This window comes from Brucella cytisi, assembly GCF_038433355.1.
Taxonomy (GTDB): Bacteria; Pseudomonadota; Alphaproteobacteria; order Rhizobiales; family Rhizobiaceae; genus Brucella; species Brucella cytisi.
Genome location: NZ_JBCAUP010000001.1, coordinates 48,592 through 71,218, shown reverse-complemented (window position 1 = coordinate 71,218; position 22,627 = coordinate 48,592). Strand labels below are relative to the sequence as shown.

Genomic DNA, 22,627 nt, shown 5'->3' with positions numbered 1-22,627 from the left:
CTCATGCGCATTATCGAGGCCAGCACACGGAAATAACCATGACAGGCAAGGCACGCGACTACGGCATCATCTGCGGCATCATGCAGCCGGGCGAAAACAACGCCATCACCGATGTTCCGGGCGTGCGCGTGGGGCACCGCACCTTGCGCAACGGCGATATCAATACCGGCGTGACAGCAATCATCCCACATGACGGCAACATATATCGCCGCAAGGTACTGGCCGCTTGCGATGTCATCAATGGTTTTGGCAAAAGCACAGGTCTCGTGCAGGTCGAGGAACTGGGCACGCTGGAAACGCCGATCCTGCTCACCAATACATTTGGCGTCGGAACCTGCGCCAATGCGTTGATCCGAGAGGCGATTGCAGGCAATCCCGATATCGGGCGCACCACGGCGACCGTCAATCCGGTCGTTCTGGAATGCAATGACGGCCCGCTCAACGACATTCAGGCCATGGCCGTCACGGAAGCCGATGCGCAGGAAGCGTTGCAGATTGCGGGAACAGACGTTGGCGAAGGCAATGTCGGTGCAGGAACCGGTATGAGCTGTTTCGGATTCAAGGGTGGCATCGGCACATCCTCGCGCCGGTTCGAACTTGGCGGCAAGGTGCATCACCTCGGTGTTCTGGCGCTGACCAATTTTGGCCGCGCCGGTGATCTGGTTCTTCCGGACGGGCGCAGGCCCTCGCCGAAGGCCGAAGCACAGCCGGAAAAAGGTTCAGTCATTCTGGTGCTCGCGACAGATGTTCCGATGGAACACCGACAGTTGAAGCGCGTGACCCGCCGCTGTGGCGCGGGACTAGCACGTCTGGGTGCATTCTGGGGCCACGGAAGCGGTGATATCGCCATCGGCTTTTCAACGGCGGTGATATTCGACCATGATGAAACGCGTGATGTGGTCGAGATCGCGGTGCTCAACGAAAGCCGTATCGACACGCTGTTTCGCGCAGCAGCTGAATGCACGCAGGAAGCCGTCCTCAACTCCATGTGCATGGCTGAACCTATGCGCGGACGCGCCGCAAACCGCCGCTCGCTGGCCGACTGGCTGGAAAGCAACAAAGATTAGGCCCGGCAACCTCTGACGGGGTCCACATCAAATCCTGATATTTTCTGTGTATTGCCACATTTGGCTTCGATCATTCCCTAATGGTCGAAGTCGAAGGATGGCAATATGCGGCAAAACCGCGACTCGGCGCGACCCATGGCACGCTCCCACGAGTTTGGGCTGCTTAGGCACAACCGTTGGCGGTATAAGGGCGCTTCGTTTTCGGGGTAGTCATATACCGAATCGATGACAGCGCTGAAATTTCAGGACCAATTTTTTGACGACATCGTTTGTTCGCCTGACTGTACTGGGAAGTATCCTGCCATTGCTGGCGGCATGCGTCACCGTTGGTCCCGACTATCAGAAGCCAAATGTGCTGACGCCTGCTGGTTGGAACAGCAAGGCTGACAAGCGTGCCCCTCAATTGGGCGATTGGTGGAAAAACCTGAAAGACCCGGTTCTGGATCAGCTGATAGCGGACGGAATTGCCGGTAGCCCGGATGTTGCTACTGCGAAGGCGAAGGTGCGGCAGACCCGCGCCAATTACACCTCGGCCGGTGGCGCGCTTTATCCGCAGTTGGATGGAAGCGGAAGCTTCACGCGATCTGACAGTGGAACTACTCTTGCCTCCAATCAGTCGAGCATGGGTTTCAAAACCCAATGGGAACTCGATCTTTTCGGCGGCAACAGGCGCGGTGTGGAAGCAGCCTACTACAATGTCGAATCCGCAAATGAGCAATTGCGGGCAGCGCTCGTTACGCTGATCGGCGACATCGCAACCAACTATGCAAACTTGCGCGGTGCGCAGGCCAATATTGCCATTGCGCAGCGCAATGCGGCGTCCCAGCGGCAGACCGTAGCATTGACGCGCAGCCAACTGGAAGCCGGACAAATCTCGCAGGTCGATCTTTTGAGCGCCGAGACACAGGCAGCATCGACTGAAGCCCAGATACCAGGTCTGCGGATCAGCTACGCCCAATATCTCAATCAGTTGTCAGTGTTGACGGGCCGGTCTTCTTCGGCACTGGCGAGCGTTCTGGACAAATCACGTCCGATACCCGCGATCCCACGCAAAATTTCAGCCGGCCTGCCTGCCGATTTGCTGCTTAGCCGCCCGGATGTCCGCGCAGCGGAACGCGATTATGCAAGTTCAACTGCCAGCATCGGCCAGAAGCAGGCCCTCCTCTATCCAAGCATTTCGCTCACCGGTAACATCAACACCGGCGGCGCCAATTTCGGCGACCTTGGAAAACTGTCTACAATCAGCTGGGCTTTTGGTCCAAGTTTGAGCGTACCGATCTTCCATGGCGGCCAGTTGAATGCGGATGTCGACGCGGCGAAAGCGGCACGCGACCAGTCGTTTATCGCCTATCGGAAGTCAATCCTGATGGCGCTCAGCGAAGTCGAGAATGCCAGCGTATCGCTCAACCAGAACCGTTTGCGCACCGCGCAGCTACAGAAAATCGTTGGCAACAGCCGCAAGATCAACGAGCTGACGCTGGAGCAATATAGAGCTGGCACGAAGAGCTTCGTTGATGTGCTGACTGCACAACGCGACCTTCTGAGCGCAGAAACCAACCTTAGTCAGGCCCGGACCGATCTGGTCCTGAATTATGTCGCCCTGCAGAAAGCACTGGGTGGTGGCTGGAACGGCATCATTGATGTTGCGAAACCTGAAGTCGTTGACGGCTATACAGGTCCGCGCATCGTCAAGACCCCGCCGCTTCCTCCGCTGACAACCGATAAGAGACCACTATGAAACCCAAGTCGAAACGCCGTTTTCGCTGGCGCCTGTGGCTGGCCGTCCTCATCGCATTGCTGATCGTGGGCTATTTTGTCGTCCGCTCCCTCACGAAAGAAGAACCTCTGCCCGCCACGACTGAAATCAAGCGCGGCGAGATCGAAAGTTCGGTTCTTGCAACGGGTACTTTGCGGCCTAAAAATCTGGTTGCCATCGGCGCGCAGGCGACAGGCCGCATTCTCTCGCTCAAAGTCAAACCGGGCCAGCAGATAAAGGCCGGCGAAGTCGTTGCCCTGATTGACTCGACCAATCAGCAGAACGAGCTGAACAAGGCCCAGGCGTCGCTTCGCCAGAACGAAGCCACCCGTGCACAGAACCTTGCCGATCTGGAGCTGGCCAGGCAGGATCTGGCGCGAAACCAGATGATGATCGGCAAGAATGCCGTTGCACGTGCGGATTACGATAAGGCGGTCAGCACCGTAAAGTCGAAGGAAGCACAGGTCGCCAACAGCGAAGCGGCGATTGCGGCGGCGAAAGTCGACGTCCAGATCGCCGAAACCAATCTCGCTTATACCCGCATCACAGCGCCCATTGACGGCACGATCCTTGCGACGGTGGTTCAGGAAGGCCAGACCGTTAACGCGCAGCAAAGCGCGCCGACGATCGCTATTCTCGGGCAGCTCGACACGATGACCGTCGAGGCGGACATTTCGGAAGCGGATGTTACTCAGGTTCGCGAAGGAATGCCGCTTTATTTCACCATATCGGGACAAAACCTGAAGCGTTATGACGCGACGCTGGAAAAGATTGAACCGGCTCCGGATTCCATCGTCAGTGACAAAAGCTTCACGACAACGGCTGTGAGCGCATCGAGCTCGGCGACTGCCTCGGCCATTTACTACAAGGGTATTTTCAGCGTTCCCAATCCGGATGGGCTGCTCAGAACCTACATGACGACCGAGATTCACATTCTGCTTGCGAAGGCTAAAGATGTCTTGATTGCGCCTGTGACCGCTCTCAAGGACACGAGTGAACCGGGCAAGGCCACGGTTCGCGTGGTGACAAGCGCAAACAAGATCGAAGAACGCACGGTCGAAACCGGCATTACCGACAAGGTCAACACCGAAATCCGTTCGGGTCTGAGCGAGGGGGACAAAGTCGTCACCGATAATCAGGTTACCGTTCCTGCCTCGGACAGTTTCTGACATGAGCGATACGCCGCTTCTCTCGCTCAAGGGCGTTTCCCGACAATATCCGTCGGGTGACGACTTCACGACGGTTCTAAACCATGTGAACCTGACCATCGAGCGCGGAGAGATGGTGGCGATCATTGGCGCGTCCGGTTCGGGCAAATCCACGCTGATGAATATTCTCGGCTGTCTGGATCGTCCGTCGGAAGGCGAATATCTGATTTCCGGTCGCGCTACGTCGGAGCTTGAAGCTGATGAGTTGGCACAATTGCGGCGTGAGCATTTCGGTTTCATTTTTCAGCGCTATCATCTGCTTGGTGAACTGGATGCCGTAGGCAATGTCGAGATCCCGGCCATTTATGCAGGCCAGAAAAAGGCGGAACGGCGCGAAAAGGCTGAAATGATCCTTCAGCGGCTTGGTATGGGTGAACGCACCCATCACCGGCCCAGCCAGCTTTCCGGCGGCCAGCAGCAGCGCGTTTCCATCGCTCGCGCCCTTATCAACGATGCTGATGTCATTCTGGCGGACGAGCCCACGGGTGCGCTCGACAGCCATAGCGGCGAGGAAGTCCTTGGCATCCTTCAGGAGCTGAACCGCGAAGGACGCACTATCGTCATCGTCACGCATGACCGGCAGGTTGCAGCGCGGGCGCAGCGCATCATCGAAATTCGCGACGGCGAAATCATCTCCGACACACATAACGGTGAGACGGAGCGGCGAGTGATGTCTGTGCCGGTTGAGCAGCAGCAGGCCAAGCCAAGACTGCTCGCCGGGCTTCGCGACCGCTTCAACGAGGCATTCGCGATGGCGCTCCGGTCGATGAATGCGCATCGGCTGCGCACGTTTCTGACGATGCTCGGCATCATTATTGGTACGGCATCGGTCGTCTGCGTCGTGGCGCTCGGGCAAGGGTCACAGCGGCAGATTCTCGAGCGGATCAGCGATCTTGGCACCAATACGCTCTACATCAGTCCCGGCAGGGGATTTGGTGACCTGAAAGCCGCGCAGATCACGACGCTCAATCTGGGCGATGCCAAGGAGATCGCGAAACTGCCTTACGTGGTAGCTGCGACGCCATCCGGTTCGACAAGTTCCACGATCCGTGTCGGCGACAAGGAAGTCAGCGTTTCGGTGAATGGTGTGGGTGCGGAATATTTCGTCACACGCAACAGCAAGTTGCTCGAAGGCCGGTTTTTCGATCAGCGCAATGTCGATGATCTGGAACAGGTGGCTGTGGTTGATGAAACAGCCAAGACGACACTCTTTCCCCATGAAGTGGGGTCCGTCATCGGCAAGATCATCCTTTTGAACAAAGTGCCAGTGCGCATCGTCGGTGTCGTCAAGGCCGAGGAACGTGGACCGGGTGGCGCGCAGACGCTTGAAGTCTACCTGCCCTACACGACTGTGCAGACACGTATGACCGGCTCACGTTCATTGCAGATGATCCTCGTTCGCGTCGCCGACACAATGGACCCGTCGGAAGCCGAAAAACTGATTACGGCTTTCCTGACCAAACGGCATGGCGAGAAGGACTTTTCAGTCTTCAATACCGACAGCCTGCAAAAGACCATTCAGGCCACAACGGCGACGCTTGCCCTTCTCGTGTCCAGCATTGCAGGCATATCGCTTTTTGTCGGCGGCATTGGTGTCATGAACATCATGCTTGTCGCCGTATCCGAAAGAATCAACGAAATCGGTGTCCGCATGGCCATTGGCGCACGCCAGAGCGATATCTTGCAGCAGTTCCTGATCGAGGCGATTCTCGTCTGTCTGATTGGCGGCGTGCTTGGTGTTCTCATCGCTGCCGGATTCGGCCTGCTGTTTGCGCAGTTCAGTTCGATGTTCCAGCTCATCTATTCTCCCGCCTCCATCGTGGTTGCGCTTGTCTGCTCGAGCCTGATCGGCATCGGATTCGGCTTTATTCCGGCTCGCAACGCCTCCAAACTCGATCCGGTCGTCGCCCTCGCACGGGACTGATCGGTGAGTCTCGGACTTGACGACTCTCTGCCGCCGGATGCCGTTCACGGCTGCAAAATTAACAGGTAGCGGAAACTACCCATGATTGTTGCATTGCGCATAAATCAATATAAGAAATATCTTTATTAGATTGATATTATTTATTTTATATATGCAACCGAAGGTAATATAGCCTTTGGGAGGCTATGCATGAGGATATATGTCCCGCAAGAAATTTCTGTCTTTGGGGTCGTTTCGGAAGGGGGTTGTTAACCTTCATTTTTTATTACTTGGGCTCATTCAGGCGACAGTATCTATGGTTCAGGTATCATGCGTAATTTGAGAGAAAATTTCCCCCAGTCTACAGGAAATCGTGCAGAGAACGCTCAGGACCCGAAGCAGCCTAGCGGTCAGACGGGCAGTCAAAATCCCGCCAGTGACGATGCCTGGAAAATCCATTTTTCGCTCGGTGCGAATGTTCGTTTTACCCGCACGCCAGAAGTTGAGCTTTTGCGTCGTCGCGGCGAGGAACTCCCGAGCATCAATGAGCGCACTCAAACTGAAGCTGCGCCAGAGATCAGTGTCGAGAAGGTTGCCGAAGCCCAGCCTATGGCTGTCGCAAAATTGCAAAAGACCGTGTCGCAGAGCATGGTTCGCTCGCCAATAGCACCGGTGCCGCCTGCAATGCCTTTGGTTCCTGTGGCAGTTGTCGCAGCTCCTGCAGAGCCCGCTCTGGAAGTAGCCCCAGTTGTGGCTGAACCGGTCGCGGCTGACATTGTAAATCCGGCCCAGCCATCGGCCTTTGCCTATCTTTCAGACTTCGCTTTCTGGGAAGGTTGCGACATCGATACGGCAATCGTGCCGGCGGAGCCTCTGGTTTCTGCTGTTCCAGCAGAACCGCGCAAGCCTTTGCCGACCGTTGAATCCATTCTGGCACAGTTTCGTATTCGCGAATGGAACAAGCGACCGGAGCCACCTGCAGTAACCCCGATTCAGCCAGTCGTACAGACACCGGCTGCCGCTGCGCCAGTTGAAACGGTTGCACCGAAACCTGTTGCCACCGTTCAGGTCGAAACGCCCGCGCCGCAGCCGATTGTGGCTGCGCCTGAGATCACACCCGAAGTTATCGGCGAAGCCACCGAGGACGAAGTTGTACTCACCGTTGCGGAAGCGGAGGAACATGTCGTTGAGGAAGTAGTGGTTTCAGAGCCGATCATCGGAAAGCCTGCCCCGGTCAAGGCGGCGCCTTCGATTGCATTGTACCAGCCACAGCCCCTCCCCCGCGCCGAAGCGCCTGTCATTCACGGCAGCTATGAGTTTCCGCCGCGAGACCTTCTGCAGATGCCGCCCGAACAGGACGGAAATGTCATCACGCAGGAAATGCTGGAACGCAGCGCGGGGTTGCTCGAAAGCGTGCTGGAGGATTTCGGCGTGCGCGGCGAGATCATTCATGTTCGCCCTGGTCCGGTCGTTACGCTCTACGAGTTTGAACCGGCGCCCGGCGTCAAGTCCTCGCGCGTCATCGGCCTTGCCGACGATATCGCCCGCTCCATGTCGGCGCTTTCCGCCCGCGTGGCTGTGGTTCCCGGCCGCAATGTCATCGGCATCGAACTGCCGAATGCCAATCGCGAAACCGTTTACCTGCGTGAAATGATCGACAGCCGCACTTTCGAGTCATCGAACTACCGTCTGCCGCTTTGCCTCGGCAAGGGTATTGGTGGTGAGCCGATCATCGCTGAACTGGCCAAGATGCCCCACCTTCTGGTGGCCGGCACCACCGGTTCGGGCAAGTCGGTTGCCATCAACACGATGATCCTCTCGCTGCTCTACCGTTTCAAGCCGGAAGAATGCCGCCTGATCATGGTTGATCCGAAGATGCTGGAACTGTCCATCTATGATGGTATTCCACACCTGCTGACCCCGGTTGTTACCGATCCGAAAAAGGCCGTCGTCGCTCTGAAATGGGCCGTGCGCGAGATGGAAGAACGCTATCGCAAGATGGCCCGCCTTGGCGTGCGTAACATCGAAGGCTTCAATGCCCGCGCCGCCTCGGCCAAGGGCAAGGGCGAAACCGTGATGTGCACGGTGCAATCCGGCTTCGACAAGGAAACGGGTGAAGCGACCTATATTCAGGAAGAGCTCGACCTGACGCCGATGCCGTACATCGTGGTCATCATCGACGAGATGGCCGACCTGATGATGGTTGCTGGCAAGGATATTGAAGGTGCTGTCCAGCGTCTTGCCCAGATGGCCCGCGCCGCCGGTATCCACCTCATCATGGCAACCCAACGCCCTTCGGTCGATGTCATTACCGGCACGATCAAGGCAAACTTCCCAACCCGCATCTCGTTCCAGGTAACCTCGAAGATCGACAGCCGCACGATCCTCGGTGAAATGGGTGCCGAGCAGCTTCTCGGTCAGGGCGACATGCTTCATATGGCAGGCGGCGGGCGCATCGTCCGTGTCCATGGCCCGTTCGTTTCCGATGAGGAAGTCGAAAAAGTGGTCAACCACCTGAAGGAACAGGGACGTCCGGATTATCTGGCGACCGTCACGGAAGACGAGGAAGACGAAGACGCAACGCAGGAAGCAGCGGTTTTCGATGCAACCTCCATGGGTTCGGAAGATAGTGACGACGTATATGAGCAGGCCATCAAGGTCGTGATGCGCGACAAGAAGTGTTCCACGTCCTATATCCAGCGCCGCCTCGGTATCGGTTATAACCGTGCTGCCTCGCTCGTGGAGCGTATGGAAAAGGATGGTCTGGTCGGCCCTGCCAATCATGTCGGCAAGCGCGAGATCCTGACAGGCAACCGCGACTGAGTACCACTAAATCCAAGTTAAAAAAGCCGGATCGCACACGCGATTCGGCTTTTTTCTGTGCCTTGCCAATGGGTTGGAAACTGTTGCGCCAATGCGCTTGTCAAGATGTAAAATTTGGTTAATACTTAGTTCATTCGTACATTCTTGATAATCGGTCGAGATAGCCTCGAAAGCGGTCTCGCGCCCAGAAGATAGGGAGAATGATCGATGAAGAGCATTATTATCGGTCCTGCGGCTACCGAAAAGGATCGTACAGTTACGCAGCAGATTTTGCTGCGCATTCATGAGCAGATGCCAAAGCCCTCGGAGGACAAAACACAGGTTTGCAACGTATTGCGCTTGTCGAAGGGCGGCTACTCGCACCGCAGACGCAGAATTCATAAACTTGCTTGATAACAAAGCGATATAATAGCAATCCTGTTCAGCGCCACGCATTCACTGCGATGCGGCAGGCGCTGTAATTTTATCTGACATGATATTCAGTGCTGAAGATCGAGCGCGCGATGAAGCTCGATATCCTTTGTCTCACCGTTCATCCGTTCTGCCAGAATTCGGCCTGTCGTTGGCCCAAGCGTGAAACCTTGGTGACCATGTCCGAAATTCAGCCATAAACCGTTGTGTCGCGGGGCTTCTGCTACGACGGGAAGCATTCGCGGCATGCAGGGGCGACTGCCGAACCACGGGATGCTTTCCAAGGGTACGCCAATGTCAAAAAGCTCGCTTATGGCCTTGATGGACCTGTTGAGCTGCCGATGGCGAGCCGCGCTATCCAGCGGCGTCAGTTCCGCCCCGGTCAGGATGCGCAAGCCTGCGCGCATCGGCGTTGCAACTGTTGAATTGCCTACATCAACAATGGGCACCTTCGGTCCGGCACCTGAAAAGTGCTGATGATATCCGCGCTTGATAACAAGCGGTACTTTATAGCCGAAACCGCGAAGGACTTCCGGGCTCCATGGACCGAGAGCAAGCACGACGTGACGCGCACGATGCGGTCCTTCCATCGTGTCAACCTGCCAGCCGGAACCATCTTGCCGCAAACTGCGCGCATCACTGTGCTGAAAGATGCCGCCGCGCTTTACGAACAGACTGACATAGGACCGGACAAGCGCACCCGGATCGGAGCAGGACCAAGGGTCAGTCCAGTGTATGGCCCCGGCCAGAGCGGCCTTCAAGGATGGTTCAGCAGCGCTTACAGTCCTGCTGTCCTCGATGACGCTGCCAACACCGAACTCCTGTTTTTTCCGCTCCGCATCACGCGCAGACATCTCGAACGAGTGGACGGAGCGATGCAGCTCACGCAGTCCTGTCCGTCTTATCAGCTTCTCAGCGCCGGAAGCTTTGATTAATGGCGCATGATCGTCAGCTGCGCGCCGGATCATGCGTGCATAGAGCTGTGAAGCCATGCGGTGACGCCTCGCTTCCGAATTATGCCAATAGCGCGACAAGGGGCCGACCTGCCCTGGCAAATCGCGAAGCCGCCATGCAACCTGATTATTGGCACCGAACGCGGCCTTCAGCAGTTCCAGTGGGGCGCGTGGCAAGGCATAGGGGCTGACGGCTTCGGTCTGGATTATCCCGGCATTGCCATAGCTCGTTTCGGTTCCCGGATCGCTTCGGTCGACAAGAAGCACCGACCAGCCCCTTTCCTGCAAGGCGAGCGCAACCCCGACACCCACCATACCGGCACCCAGAACGATGCAATCTGTCATATCCAGCTACTTCTCAGAAATGGTGCGATTCTCTTTTAGCCAGTATGTGAAATCCGGCCCGCGACTGACAAGTTCAGCGATCACGTTCTTTTGTGGCTCGGCTCGTTCTTGCCATTGCATTTTTGCTATAGAAGGTCACTTTCTGAATCAGGCTTTGTTGATCGCGGTGATTGAAGGACAAGATAATGCCCTCCTCCAGAAATGAACAGGCAGTCCAGAAGACCTCCTCCCGTTTCCTTCTCGGTCTGATGTCGGTTTTGGGAGTGGCTTTCTTCATTCTCTTCATGGGGCTGGGCATCTGGCAGGTGGAGCGTTTGCAATGGAAGCTCGATCTTATTGCACGGGTCGATGCGCGGGTTCACGCCGAGCCGATTGCAGCGCCGGGTCCGGATGACTGGGCCAATGTCAATCAGAAGGACGATGAGTACCGCCATGTCTCATTGACGGGTACTTATCTGAACGACAAGGAAGTGTTGGTTCATGCGCTGACCGAACGCGGCGCGGGCTATTGGGTTCTGACACCGATGCGTTCGCCCGATGGCGCGCTGACTTTCATCAATCGCGGGTTTGTTCCAAGCGACAAGCGCGATCCGTCATCGCGGCAGGAAACGCAAGTTGCCGGTGAAACCACTATATCAGGCCTGTTGCGTATGCCGGAACCTGACGGATTTTTCCTGCGTCCCAACGATCCAGCGCGTAATGACTGGAATTCGCGCGATGTCGCAGCCTTTGCACAGAAGGAAAATCTGGGGCCGGTTGCACCCTACTTTGTCGATGCTGATGCGACATCCGGCACTGGGGCGCTTCCCATTGGCGGGCTGACGGTCGTGAAATTCCGCAACAGCCATCTTTCCTACGCGATTACATGGTTTGCGCTTGCTGCAATGGTCGCCGGTGCTGCGATTTTTCTCTGGCGGCACGAGCGTAACACCAAGTCTCGTTGAGTTTGACTCATCGAGACTTGGTTAAGCCCGTGCGGCGATTGAGCATTTTCAGAGCGTGATGCGTAAGCATCTTAGCGCCCTGCTATAAGTCACAGAGCTAGATATGCAGCGCGTGGCCGAGCGCTTTCATGCTGGCTTCGGCAAAGCCTTCACTCAATGTCGGATGCGCGTGGATCGTAGCGGCGATATCTTCCAGTCTTGCGCCCATCTCCACCGCCTGCGCGAAGGATGATGAAAGCTCGGATATGCCGACGCCGACAGCCTGAATACCGAGGATGAGGTGATTATCGGCACGTGCAACGACGCGGATCATGCCGTCTTCCCGTTCGATGGTCATCGCCCGGCCGTTGGCCTGAAACGGGAAGATACCGACCTGAATTTCATGACCAGCCTTACGAGCCTCATCCGGTGACTGCCCAACAGTGACGATTTCCGGATCGGTGAAACAAACTGCGGGAATACAGCGCTTGTCCCAAAGCTGATTGCCACCTGCGATGATTTCCGCCACCATTTCGCCCTGTGCCATGGCACGATGCGCAAGCATCGGCTCGCCGGTCACGTCACCGATAGCATAGACACCGCGCATGGAGGTGCGGCAGCGCTCGTCGATACGGATGAAACGTCCGTCCATATCGAGGCGGATTTCGCTGAGACCCCAGCCATCGGTCTGCGGCTTGCGGCCCACCGTGACAAGTATCTTGTCGGCGTTGATGGTCTTCGTGGCTCCGTCGGCGGTCAGGACTTCAAGCCCTGCCTCATCCTTCGATAGTCCCTTGGCCGAAGTGCTGGTCAGGACTTCGACGCCGAGCGCCTTCAAACGTGCCATGACCGCACGCGTCAGTTCCGCATCATATTGCGGCAGGATGCGGTCTGTTGCCTCCACCACAGTGACTTTTGCGCCAAGCTTGGCAAGGGCGGTGCCGATTTCCAGCCCGATATAGCCACCACCGACGATAGCCAGCGTTTCAGGTATCTTTTCCAGTGATAGCGCTTCGGTGGATGAAATGATTTTTCCGCCAAATGGCAGCGCCTGAATTTCAACCGGAACCGAGCCGGTTGCGATAACGATGTTTTCGGCATGGATCGTCTGGCGGCCGGTATCGGTTTCGACCAGAACGGTTTTCCCGTCGAGAAAGCGTGCCTGTCCATGGAACATGCGCACGCGCGACCGTTTCAGGAGTCCAGCCACACCGCCATTAAGGCGGCTCACAATGCCGTCTTTCCATTCAAGCGTTCTGGCAAAATCGATGGCCGGATTCTGCGCCGTAATGCCGAGCGCGCCCTTCGATGCAAAGACGGAAAGGTGGTGGAATTCATCAGCTGCGTGGATCAGAGCCTTGGATGGGATGCAGCCCACATTGAGGCACGTGCCGCCCAGTCGTGTCTTTTCCACCAGCACCGTATCAATGCCAAGCTGGCCTGCCCGGATGCCGCATACATAGCCGCCGGGGCCGCCGCCGATGATCAGGAGTTTGCATGAAATCTCGCTCATTCGATCAGCCTTCTACAAAAATCATCGCGGGCGTCTCAAGAAGGCTTTTCAGCTTCTGCACGAAAACCGCTGCATCCCAGCCGTCGATCACGCGATGGTCGAAACTGCACGACAGGTTCATCATCTTGCGCGGCACGAACTGCACGCCATCCCACATAGGACGAACGGCCATCTTGTTGATGCCAACGATTGCGACTTCCGGGCGGTTGATGATAGGTGTCGTGGCGATTGCACCGAGCGGTCCAAGCGATGTGATGGTGATGGTGGAACCTGTCAGTTCCTCCCGCTTCGCCGTACCGTTGCGCGCCGCGTCGGTAACGCGCGACAATTCAGAAGCTGCAGCGAACACGCTCATGCTTTCCGCATGCCGTACCACCGGTACAATCAGACCGTTGGGTGTCTGCGTGGCGATGCCAATATGCACACCACCAAACTGGCGGATGATATCGGCCTCGTCATCGAAATGGGCATTGAGACCGGGCTGTTCTTTCACTGCCTTGACGATAGTACGAACAATGAAAGGCAGAAGCGTCAGACGCGGGCGATCTTCTTTCTTTTGATTGTTGAGGCCGCTACGCAGCTCTTCCAACTGTGTAACATCGACCTCTTCGACAATGGTAATATGCGGAATATGGCGCTTCGCCTCGGCCATGCGTTCGGCAATCTTGCGGCGAAGGCCGATGACCTTGATCTCGTTGACCGAGGTGTCGGTTGCATAACCGGACAGAGCCGGTGACGCGCCTGTTTCCTGCTGGAAAAAGAGGTCGAGATCTTCATGCGTGATGCGTCCCGCCGGACCCGTACCGCGAACACGACGCAGATCCACGCCTGCATCGCGAGCGCGCAGTCTTACGGACGGTGTTGCCAGCGGCCTTTCGCCCTCGCTGCGTATCGGACCCGCACCAGAGAATGCGCGGCTTGTGGCTTCACGCTTGGGGGCAGCCGCTTTTGGAGGAACCGGCGTCTGCAACAGAACTGGTGTTTCAGGAGTTGGTGCCGGTTGCGGCTTGGCTGTTTCAACAGCAATCGGAGCCGGTTCTTCTGCGTTCCCTTCGGATTTCTCTTCCGTCGCACCACCCTCGATCTCCAGACGGACGAGTTCCGAGCCGACAGCGATCTTCTCGCCGACTTCTCCATTGACGGCGATGACCTTGCCGCCGCGTGACGACGGAATTTCTACCGTTGCCTTGTCGGTCATGACGGCAGCGAGAAGATCGTCCTCGCGCACGACATCGCCAACCTTCACATGCCATTCGACCAATTCGGCCTCAGCAACGCCTTCACCAACATCGGGGAGTTTAATTGTAAAATGTGCCATCTTTCCCTCCCCCTCAAGCTTCCATGATGGATGTTAGCGCACGGCCAACCCGGTCGGGGCCGGGGAAATAGGCCCATTCCTGCGCATGCGGATAAGGCGTATCCCAACCGGTAACGCGGAGGATCGGCGCTTCCAGATGATAGAAGCAATCACGCTGCACGAGTGCGGCAAGCTCTGCGCCGTAACCGCAGGTCAGCGTCGCCTCATGCACGATTACGCAACGCCCGGTCTTCTTCACAGACGCCATGATGGTGTCCGTATCGAGCGGGAGCAGCGTGCGAAGATCGATCACCTCAGCATCGACGCCAGTTTCCTCGGCGGCAGCAAGCGCCACATGGACCATAGTGCCATAGGCAAGCACCGTCACGTCGCTGCCTTCGCGGCGAATGGCAGCCTTGCCGAGCGGCACGGTATAATAGCCTTCCGGCACATCACCGAGATCGTGTTTCTTCCAGGATGTCACCGGACGGTCATGATGCCCGTCGAAAGGACCGTTATAAAGACGCTTCGGTTCGAACATGATAACGGGGTCAGGGTCTTCGATGGCCGCCAGCAGCAACCCCTTGGCATCGGCAGGTGTGGACGGCATGACCGTCTTCAGGCCCGATACATGGGTGAAAAGCGCTTCCGGACTCTGGCTGTGCGTCTGGCCACCATAGATGCCGCCGCCGGATGGCATGCGGATCACGATAGGACAGGTGAACTCGCCCGCAGAGCGATAACGCAGACGTGCCGCTTCCGAAACGATCTGGTCGTAGGCCGGGTAGACATAGTCCGCGAACTGCACTTCGATACAGGGGCGAAGGCCATAGGCAGCCATGCCGATGGCGGTGCCGACAATGCCCAACTCGCTGATCGGTGCGTCAAAGCAGCGTTCCTTGCCGTATTTCTTCTGAAGGCCAGCCGTACATCGGAAAACACCGCCGAAATATCCGACATCCTCACCGAACACGACGACCTTCTTGTCGCGTTCCATGGCGATATCGTGGGCGTTCTGGATCGCCTCGATCATGGTCATCTTACTCATAGATTAGAACCCCGCTTCCTGACGCTGGCGGATAAGATGCGGCGGCGTTTCAGCATAGACATCCTCAAACATGTCGCGCATCGACGGCTTGCGACCGTCATGCAGCGTACCAATGGCTTCCGCCTCGCGCTGTGCAGCAACCACCAGATCCATCACCTCAGCTTCGGCTTGCTTGTGGCGCTCATCCGACCAGACGTCGCGCTTGATAAGATGGTTCTTGAGCCGCAGGATCGGATCGCCGAGCGGCCATGCATCGCTTTCGGCCTTGGGGCGATAGGCAGAAGGATCATCCGAGGTGGAATGCCCGCCAGCGCGATAGGTCACATATTCGATGATGGTCGACCCGAGATTACGCCGGGCGCGTTCCACAGCCCATTTGGCAACCGCGTGAACGGCCAGATAGTCGTTGCCGTCAACGCGAAGCGCCGGAATGCCGAAACCGTGCCCACGAGCTGCGAAAGTACCTGAGCCACCGCGCGCAATGCCCTGAAAAGTGGAAATTGCCCACTGATTGTTGACGATATTCATCACCACCGGGGCCTTGTAGGTCGAAGCAAAGACCAAAGCTGCGTGGAAATCACTTTCCGCGGTCGAGCCATCGCCGATCCATGCGGCAGCGATCTTCGTGTCGTGGCTGATGGCAGAAGCCATGGCCCAGCCGACAGCTTGCGTATATTGCGTCGCGAGGTTGCCCGAAATGGTGAAGAAGCCGTGGTCCTGTGACGAGTACATCACCGGAAGCTGGCGCCCCTTCAACGGGTCCTGCTCGTTGGAGAAAATCTGGTTCATCATTGTGACGAGCGGATAATCGTCAGCGATGAGCAGACCGGCCTGACGATAGGTCGGGAAATTCATGTCCCCCTTGCGCAGCGCCTTGCGGAAAGCGCAGCTCACCGCTTCTTCGCCCAGATGCTGCATATAGAACGAGGTCTTGCCCTGACGCTGGGCCATCATCATGCGTGCATCATATGCCCGCAGGATCATCATGTGGCGAAGCCCGTCCTTCAACTCGTCATCCGTCAGAGTGCCCGCCCAGGGACCGACTGCCTCGCCTTCGCGGTTCAAAACACGGATGATGCTGAAAGCCAGATCGCGCATCGCTTCCGGCTTTTCATCGATTTCCGGCCTGCGAACGCTTCCCGCACGCGGGATTTTGACATGGGAGAAATCCGGCGCGTCACCGGGCCGCCACTCCGGCTCGGGAACATGCAGGGATAGTACGACATCATCGCTCATGCGGGTAACCCTCGAAACTGGCCTCGCAACTGGCCTCGGGAACTTACAAAATGTCGAACGGGAGAATATTGGATTGGTTCCGTGCGTTTCGGAAACCCTATCGCCGGCGTTGTTGGTCACATCTGCCGACCTTGTTCCTCCCATGCGACATGGCGCCGATTTCCTCCTTCGGCACCATCCGTTTTCAGGGTGGAACGGGTTCAAAAATAAAGCAAGATTATTTTTCGGTCACTTCGGCACTCATTTGTGAAACGGGTTCGCTCGTGCTTTGGCAGCAGCTAAGGTGCACCGGACGAAACAAGCTTATTCCCGTGATTTCGATGGGATTTTAAGTGGAATGTTTAACTATCTACTACCGCAATAATATTGCTTTTGATTGACGAAAACGTCAGTACTTATTGGTACTCTTTCGACCCTTTCGAGCGCCGTTTTCGTTTCTTACAAACTCAGCATGAGGCGTTTTGTCCATGTATCCCAGCGAGAATTACGTCCATCAAACGATACCGATTCTTCAAAAAGAAAAGCCGCACCCGAGGGCGCGGCTTGTGGGTACGGCTTGGTAAGAAGCTGCGAAATGTTCGGTTCAGCGGATCGCTTTGCCGTTCACATCGAACCGATGCGTCTTGCTATCATCAGGCGTAATGAAGATCATGTCGCCTTCGTTGTAGTGATGTTCGCCGAAGAGCCGCACCGTAATCAGGCCTGCAGCTTCGGTTTCGACGTAAAGGATCGTATCGGCACCGAGATGTTCGGCGTGGATGACCTTGCCTTTCCACTTGCCGCCGTCGCGGCTGACGGAAATGTGCTCGGGACGGATACCGACCGTCTTCGCTCCTGTGTCGCCAACACGGGTGCAGTCCACGAAATTCATCTGCGGCGATCCGATGAAGCCCGCGACAAACAGATTGTCAGGCTTGTTATAGAGTTCCATCGGCGAACCGACCTGCTCAATGCGGCCGGCATTGAGGACAACGATACGGTCAGCAAGCGTCATGGCCTCAACCTGATCATGCGTGACATAGATCATCGTCGCCTTGAGCTCGCGGTGTAACTTGGCGATTTCAAGTCGCGTCTGCACGCGAAGTGCAGCATCGAGGTTCGACAGCGGTTCATCGAACAGAAACAATTCCGGTTCGCGCACCAGTGCACGCCCGATGGCGACGCGCTGGCGCTGGCCACCTGACATTTCAGCCGGACGGCGACCCAGATAAGGGTCAAGCGACAGCATTGCTGAAGCTTTCGAAACGCGTGTTTCGATTTCAGCCTTGGCCGTGCCTGCCTGCTTGAGGCCAAGCCCCATATTGTCCTTGACCGTCAGGTGCGGATAAAGCGCATAGGACTGGAACACCATCGCGATGCCGCGCTTGGAAGGCGGCGTGACTGTGACATCATCGCCATTGATGAGCACCTGACCGGAAGAAACATCTTCCAGACCGGCTATGGAGCGCAGCAGCGTTGACTTGCCGCAACCGGAAGGTCCGACGAAGATGATGAATTCGCCGTCCTGCACTTCAAGATTGATATCCTGCAGAACTTCCTGTGCGCCGTAGCGCTTGTGTACCGATTTGAGTAGCAGCGATCCCACGTAACAAATTCCCTTAAATTCTACCGGCTTACAGTTTGACAGGCTGGCCCGAGCGCACGCTTTCATCTGCCGCAAGACAGATGCGCAGCGATTGCAGCGCGTCATCCATATGTCGGTTGAGATCGATATCTTCGCGAATGGCCTTCAGCATGTAAGCCTGTTCGCGTTCACACAATTCCTGATGTCCGGGCTCGTCGGCCATCGAGAGGTCCGTATCCGGTTTCAGGAACTTTCCATCTGCTCCGCGCTCGGCGCGGTGAACACGGATGGTCGAGGTTTTGGTATGTGCGTCCACATCGTCGGACTTGGTCACGGCCTCGTTCATGACGATCGAGACGCAGCCGTTCGGCGAGATGACGTCCTTCACGAAGAAGGCCGTTTCCGACATCATCGGTCCCCAGCCCGCTTCATACCAGCCGACCGTGCCGTCATCGAACAACACCTGAAGATGGCCGTAATTATACATGTCCGGCTTGATCTCGTCGGAGAGGCGCAATCCCATGCCGCGCACTTCCACCGGCTTGGCGTCAGTGATCTGGCACATGACGTCCACATAATGCACGCCACAATCGACAATGGGCGACGTGGTGTTCATCAGGTTCTTGTGCGTCTCCCAGGTTGCGCCACTGGATTGCTGGTTGAGATTCATGCGGAAGACGTAAGGTCCGCCGAGCTGGCGTGCCTCGGAAATAAGCCGCATCCACGACGGATGATGGCGCAGAATATAGCCGATGACGAGCTTGCGCCCGTTGGCGCGTGCGCAGTCGATTACCCGACGCGCATCCTCAACCGTCGTTGCCAGCGGCTTTTCCACGAACACATGCGCGCCCTGCTCCAGCGCCGCGACGGCATAATCCGCATGGCTTTCCGAATAAGTAGCGACGCAGGCGAGATCGGGCTTCAGTTCCTTCAGTGCTTCATGGAAGGAAGGATGAATTTCATAGCCTGCCAGTTCATCCGGAACGGCAACCCTGGTGCGATTGACGAGGCCGATGACCTCGAAGCCGGGATTGCGGTGATAGGCCAGTGCATGGCTGCGGCCCATATTGCCGAGACCGGCGGAAAGAACACGAACAGGATTTTGCATTGCAGAACTCATTTTACAGCCCCCGCGGTGATGCCGCGGATCAACTGCCGCGAGAATATGACGTAAAGGACGAGGATCGGGAACATCGCCAGCGAAAGCGCTGACAGAACCGCATTCCAGTTGGTGACGAACTGACCGATGAACAGCTGCGAACCGAGCGTCACCGTCTTGGTGACTTCACTTGGCGCAAGGATCAGCGGGAACCAGAGATCATTCCAGATCGGGATCATGGTGAAGACGGCGACTGTGGCCATGGCAGGCCTGATCAACGGCAGCACCAGCTTGAAGAAGATCGCATATTCCGACATGCCGTCTATTCGTCCGGCATTCTTCAAATCGTCGGATACTGTTCGCATGAATTCCGACAGGATGAAGATCGCAAGCGGCAAGCCCTGCGCGGTATAAACGAGGATCAGCGCCGTCAGCGTGTTGACTAGACCTGCGGCTACCATGCCTTGCAGCAGTGCAACCGTGCCAAGCCGGATCGGGATCATGATGCCGATGGCGAGATAAAGCCCCATCAGCGTGTTACCCTTGAAGCGATATTCAGCGAGCGCAAAGGCTGCCATCGCACCGAACAGGATCACAAGGAAGATGCTCACCACCGTGACGATGGTGCTGTTCTGAAAGTAAGTCAGGAAGGAGCCCTGTTTCAGAACTGTTTCATAGCCGATGAGACTGAAACTTTCCGGTGTGGGAAACTGCAACGGCGTGCGGAAAATCGCATTGCGATCCTTAAACGAATTGATCAGCGTGAGCGCCACCGGGAACACGGCGATCAGCATGTAGAAGATCAGGGCCGCATGAACGAGAGTGGTGCGAATGGGCGATGTGCGTGCTTTCGACATGGTCTCGTCTTTCAGAACTGGTAGCGGCGCATGCGGCGCTGGATGCCGAACAGGTAGAGCGACACACCTGCCAGAATGATGAGGAACATCACGGCGGCGATGGTTGCGCCCATGGACGGATTGCCAAGCTGCAGTTGGAAGCCGAAGAAAGTACGATAAAGGAACGTGCCCAGAATATCTGTCGACTTGTCCGGTCCGGCAAGCGCACCCTGCATCGAATAGACGAGGTCGAACGCATTGAAGTTGGCAACGAAGGTCATCACCGAGATCAGGCCGATTGAAGGCAGGATCAGCGGCAGCTTGATCTTGAAGAACTGGCTCCAACCGGTGATGCCGTCACATTCGGCAGCTTCGATGATTTCATCGGGAATATTCAGAAGAGCTGCATAGATCAGCATCATCGGAATGCCGACGAACTGCCAGACCGAGACGAGCGACACGGTGACAAGCGCCGTATCCGCCTTGCCGAGCCACGGGCCAAACAGCCATTTGAGACCGACAAGGTCCATCATCCACGGTGCGACGCCCCAGATCGGCGACAGGATCAGCTTCCAGATAAAGCCCACGATCACGAAGGACAGCAGCGTTGGGAGAAAGATCGCCGTGCGGTAGAAGGCGGCAAAACGCAGCTTCGGCAGGGACAGCATGGCTGCCAGCAGAATGCCGATCGGGTTTTGAACAAGCATGTGAATACAAAAGAATATAACGTTGTTTTTCAACGCATTCCAGAAATCGCGTGACCAGTTCGGATCACCGAAAAGTGCCTGGAAATTGGCGAACCCCACAAAAGCCCGCTGTCCGTCGACGACATTGAAGAATGCCTGCCGAAGTGTCTCGATCAATGGCAGCACCATCACCGCCGTATAGATCAGGACGCAGGGCAGAAGAAATACAAGTATATGCCAACGCCTTGGGCGCTTGTGCACAATACCTGTCATGTCGGCAGATTGGCTCATATAGGCATTCGCTCTTCAAGAGCATTTCCAGCAAAGGTATGAACCATTTGCGTTCGGAAATGCATAAAACCGATGGTTAGCGTTCTCGTTCAAGAGAATGCGTGCAAACCGGGAAACCATATTTCCCATCCCTGCCCGCTCGCGTCATTTTAAACTGACACGGAATGCACCGATTGCAAAACTGCATGTCGATGCGACAGACGAAAAGATATGGGCGGCGCGCCCCCGCGATCGCCGCCCATATTGTCCCGCGTTTTTACTTCGCAGGCTTGTACCAGCTGTCCAGACCTTCCTGCAGCTTCTTCGCGGCATCTTCCGGCGTCACAGTGCCGTTGATGACGTTGGCCGACTGAACCCAGGTTTCATTTTCGAGGTTCGGCGTGCCACGCGAGAGAATCTGGTAGGTCGAACGAATGGTTGGCTTGCACTTTTCGCGCCAGGAAACGAATTCCTGTGCCAGCGGATCGCTCATCTTCACTGCCGTCGAATTGAGGCTGAAGAAGCCCGGCAGCGCATTGGCGTAGATTTCAGCGAACTCAGGCGAAGATACCCAGTTCAGGAATACCTTTGCCTGTTCTGCGTGCTTGCTCGAAGCGTTGAGGCCAAGGCCGATATCGTTGTGGTCGGAGATGTAGCAGGTATCGCCTGCATTCTTGACCGGTGGCGGGAAGGCACCCATCTTGAATTGCGCCTGCGTATTGAACAGGCCGATTTCCCACGAACCAGCCGGATAGATGGCGGCGCGGCCAAGCGTGAACAGGTTCTGGCTGTCCGGATAAGTCTGCGCTTCGAAACCGTCGCCCAGATAATCCTTCCACTTGGCAAGAACCTTGAACGGTTCGACCCACTGCGGATCGGTGAGCTTTTCCGTACCGGCGATCAGAGCCTTGCGGCCTTCTTCGCCTTTCCAGTAGGTTGGTCCGATATTCTGGTAGCCCATGGTTGCGGCTTCCCACATATCCTTCGTGCCCATGGCCATCGGGATGTAGGTGCCGTCTGCCTTGATCTTGTCGAGTGCTTCGAAGAATTCGGCTTCCGTGGTCGGAGCCTTGAGCCCCAGCTTGTCGAAGGCTTCCTGATTGTAGATGAAGCCGTGAATAACCGATGCCATCGGCACGCAGAAGGTCTTCGAACTGTCGTCGGTGCTCCAAGCGGACTTGGCGACGTCGGAGAAGTTCTTCATGCCTTCGAGATCGGTCAGATCGGAGAGCTTGCCCTTGTTGAACAGTTCGAGCGAGGTGTCGAACGGACGGCAGGAAATAAGGTCGCCACCTGAACCGGCATCGAGCTTGGCATTGAGGGCCGCGTTATACTCGGTTGGCGCACTCGGTGCGAAATTGATCTTGATGCCAGGATTCTTGGCTTCAAAAGCCGGAATGATCTTTTCCTGCCAGATCTGCAGATCGTCGTTACGCCAGCTTTCGACCGTCAGCGTGACGTCTTCGGCAAGCGCAGCCGATCCCGACGCCAAAAGCGTGGAACCCAGCAGCATGAGTTTCAACGTATTACGAACCATTTGACCTTCTCCCGTTTTTTAGCGCGGATGCGCAACAGAGGCGAAAGTACGCCAGACCGCTTCAGTACGATCGCTCCTCGCGTTGTGGGAAAAGTACCGGCCCCCGCCGGTGATCTCTATCCCTATTCCGCGTGCTCCTCGCCCTCAGCGGC

17 protein-coding genes are annotated in these 22,627 nt (G+C 56.6%); 7 read left to right on the top strand and 10 right to left on the bottom strand.

The features are described 5' to 3' along the window. Nucleotides 1-38: 38 nt before the first annotated feature. The 6 genes from AAE521_RS00305 (at nucleotide 39) to AAE521_RS00280 (ending at nucleotide 9,150) form a co-directional block, all read left to right on the top strand. Complete coding sequence (locus AAE521_RS00305; RefSeq protein WP_342060229.1) at nucleotides 39-1,067, top strand: DmpA family aminopeptidase; 1,029 nt, start codon at nucleotides 39-41, stop codon at nucleotides 1,065-1,067. A gap of 256 nt (nucleotides 1,068-1,323) precedes the next feature. Next, on the top strand, nucleotides 1,324-2,805 hold the full coding sequence (locus AAE521_RS00300) for an efflux transporter outer membrane subunit (RefSeq protein ID WP_114048006.1): 1,482 nt from the start codon (nucleotides 1,324-1,326) through the stop codon (nucleotides 2,803-2,805). Continuing rightward, nucleotides 2,802-3,992, top strand: coding sequence for an efflux RND transporter periplasmic adaptor subunit (locus AAE521_RS00295; RefSeq protein WP_071633682.1), 1,191 nt, complete (start codon nucleotides 2,802-2,804; stop codon nucleotides 3,990-3,992). Before AAE521_RS00300 ends, AAE521_RS00295 begins: the two co-directional genes overlap by 4 nt. A 1-nt stretch (nucleotide 3,993) precedes the next feature. Next, entirely contained in the window at nucleotides 3,994-5,955 is a 1,962-nt protein-coding gene (locus AAE521_RS00290) for a MacB family efflux pump subunit (protein ID WP_342060228.1), read from the top strand. Between the two features lie 489 nt (nucleotides 5,956-6,444). After that, on the top strand, nucleotides 6,445-8,757 hold the full coding sequence (locus tag AAE521_RS00285) for a DNA translocase FtsK (RefSeq protein ID WP_425286370.1): 2,313 nt from the start codon (nucleotides 6,445-6,447) through the stop codon (nucleotides 8,755-8,757). Between the two features lie 207 nt (nucleotides 8,758-8,964). Further along, nucleotides 8,965-9,150: a hypothetical protein gene (locus AAE521_RS00280; RefSeq protein WP_010658754.1), complete on the top strand. Its 186-nt coding sequence runs from the start codon at nucleotides 8,965-8,967 to the stop codon at nucleotides 9,148-9,150. Between the two features lie 86 nt (nucleotides 9,151-9,236). Here the strand turns inward: AAE521_RS00280 and AAE521_RS00275 are convergent, their stop codons facing one another. Continuing rightward, the gene (locus AAE521_RS00275; protein ID WP_342060226.1) at nucleotides 9,237-10,466 is read right to left on the bottom strand and encodes an NAD(P)/FAD-dependent oxidoreductase; all 1,230 of its coding nucleotides are present in this window, start codon (nucleotides 10,464-10,466) and stop codon (nucleotides 9,237-9,239) included. A gap of 185 nt (nucleotides 10,467-10,651) precedes the next feature. On the opposite strand from AAE521_RS00275, the gene AAE521_RS00270 reads away from it, so the two are divergent. After that, nucleotides 10,652-11,410 carry an SURF1 family protein gene (locus tag AAE521_RS00270; protein ID WP_071633686.1) on the top strand — a complete coding sequence of 253 codons (759 nt, stop codon included), beginning with the start codon at nucleotides 10,652-10,654 and terminating at the stop codon, nucleotides 11,408-11,410. Nucleotides 11,411-11,507: 97 nt separating this feature from the next. On the opposite strand, the gene lpdA is transcribed toward AAE521_RS00270, so the two are convergent. From lpdA to AAE521_RS00225, 9 genes are all read right to left on the bottom strand, one after another. Beyond that, a complete protein-coding gene (gene lpdA, locus AAE521_RS00265) occupies nucleotides 11,508-12,902 on the bottom strand; it encodes a dihydrolipoyl dehydrogenase (RefSeq protein ID WP_342060225.1) in 1,395 nt (464 codons plus the stop codon). 4 nt (nucleotides 12,903-12,906) lie between these two features. Continuing rightward, nucleotides 12,907-14,220, bottom strand: coding sequence for a dihydrolipoamide acetyltransferase family protein (locus tag AAE521_RS00260; RefSeq protein WP_071633688.1), 1,314 nt, complete (start codon nucleotides 14,218-14,220; stop codon nucleotides 12,907-12,909). Nucleotides 14,221-14,233: 13 nt separating this feature from the next. Continuing rightward, nucleotides 14,234-15,247, bottom strand: a complete 1,014-nt coding sequence (locus AAE521_RS00255; protein ID WP_071633689.1) for an alpha-ketoacid dehydrogenase subunit beta — start codon at nucleotides 15,245-15,247, stop codon at nucleotides 14,234-14,236. A gap of 3 nt (nucleotides 15,248-15,250) precedes the next feature. Continuing rightward, entirely contained in the window at nucleotides 15,251-16,483 is a 1,233-nt protein-coding gene (locus AAE521_RS00250) for a 3-methyl-2-oxobutanoate dehydrogenase (2-methylpropanoyl-transferring) subunit alpha (RefSeq protein WP_342060224.1), read from the bottom strand. A 583-nt stretch (nucleotides 16,484-17,066) separates the two neighbouring features. Beyond that, nucleotides 17,067-18,068 (bottom strand): ABC transporter ATP-binding protein, encoded by a 1,002-nt coding sequence (locus AAE521_RS00245; protein WP_071633692.1) that lies wholly within the window; start codon nucleotides 18,066-18,068, stop codon nucleotides 17,067-17,069. 28 nt (nucleotides 18,069-18,096) lie between these two features. Further along, nucleotides 18,097-19,167: a Gfo/Idh/MocA family protein gene (locus AAE521_RS00240; protein WP_071633693.1), complete on the bottom strand. Its 1,071-nt coding sequence runs from the start codon at nucleotides 19,165-19,167 to the stop codon at nucleotides 18,097-18,099. Then, a complete protein-coding gene (locus tag AAE521_RS00235) occupies nucleotides 19,164-20,003 on the bottom strand; it encodes a carbohydrate ABC transporter permease (protein ID WP_342060223.1) in 840 nt (279 codons plus the stop codon). Before AAE521_RS00235 ends, AAE521_RS00240 begins: the two co-directional genes overlap by 4 nt. 11 nt (nucleotides 20,004-20,014) lie before the next feature. Beyond that, nucleotides 20,015-20,959, bottom strand: coding sequence for a carbohydrate ABC transporter permease (locus AAE521_RS00230; protein ID WP_010658745.1), 945 nt, complete (start codon nucleotides 20,957-20,959; stop codon nucleotides 20,015-20,017). A 256-nt stretch (nucleotides 20,960-21,215) separates the two neighbouring features. Continuing rightward, the gene (locus AAE521_RS00225; protein WP_071633694.1) at nucleotides 21,216-22,475 is read right to left on the bottom strand and encodes an ABC transporter substrate-binding protein; all 1,260 of its coding nucleotides are present in this window, start codon (nucleotides 22,473-22,475) and stop codon (nucleotides 21,216-21,218) included. Nucleotides 22,476-22,627 lie beyond the last annotated feature (152 nt).

What these genes read in the sequence shown, in the direction of transcription:
- AAE521_RS00275 (WP_342060226.1), bottom strand. Translation starts at nt 10,466, where the DNA reads ATGACAGATTGCATCGTTCTGGGTGCCGGTATGGTGGGTGTCGGGGTT.
- AAE521_RS00235 (WP_342060223.1), bottom strand. Translation starts at nt 20,003, where the DNA reads ATGTCGAAAGCACGCACATCGCCCATTCGCACCACTCTCGTTCATGCG.
- AAE521_RS00230 (WP_010658745.1), bottom strand. Translation starts at nt 20,959, where the DNA reads ATGAGCCAATCTGCCGACATGACAGGTATTGTGCACAAGCGCCCAAGG.
- AAE521_RS00260 (WP_071633688.1), bottom strand. Translation starts at nt 14,220, where the DNA reads ATGGCACATTTTACAATTAAACTCCCCGATGTTGGTGAAGGCGTTGCT.
- AAE521_RS00250 (WP_342060224.1), bottom strand. Translation starts at nt 16,483, where the DNA reads ATGAGCGATGATGTCGTACTATCCCTGCATGTTCCCGAGCCGGAGTGG.
- AAE521_RS00280 (WP_010658754.1), top strand. Translation starts at nt 8,965, where the DNA reads ATGAAGAGCATTATTATCGGTCCTGCGGCTACCGAAAAGGATCGTACA.
- AAE521_RS00305 (WP_342060229.1), top strand. Translation starts at nt 39, where the DNA reads ATGACAGGCAAGGCACGCGACTACGGCATCATCTGCGGCATCATGCAG.
- AAE521_RS00225 (WP_071633694.1), bottom strand. Translation starts at nt 22,475, where the DNA reads ATGGTTCGTAATACGTTGAAACTCATGCTGCTGGGTTCCACGCTTTTG.
- lpdA (WP_342060225.1), bottom strand. Translation starts at nt 12,902, where the DNA reads ATGAGCGAGATTTCATGCAAACTCCTGATCATCGGCGGCGGCCCCGGC.
- AAE521_RS00290 (WP_342060228.1), top strand. Translation starts at nt 3,994, where the DNA reads ATGAGCGATACGCCGCTTCTCTCGCTCAAGGGCGTTTCCCGACAATAT.
- AAE521_RS00240 (WP_071633693.1), bottom strand. Translation starts at nt 19,167, where the DNA reads ATGAGTTCTGCAATGCAAAATCCTGTTCGTGTTCTTTCCGCCGGTCTC.
- AAE521_RS00270 (WP_071633686.1), top strand. Translation starts at nt 10,652, where the DNA reads ATGCCCTCCTCCAGAAATGAACAGGCAGTCCAGAAGACCTCCTCCCGT.
- AAE521_RS00255 (WP_071633689.1), bottom strand. Translation starts at nt 15,247, where the DNA reads ATGAGTAAGATGACCATGATCGAGGCGATCCAGAACGCCCACGATATC.
- AAE521_RS00295 (WP_071633682.1), top strand. Translation starts at nt 2,802, where the DNA reads ATGAAACCCAAGTCGAAACGCCGTTTTCGCTGGCGCCTGTGGCTGGCC.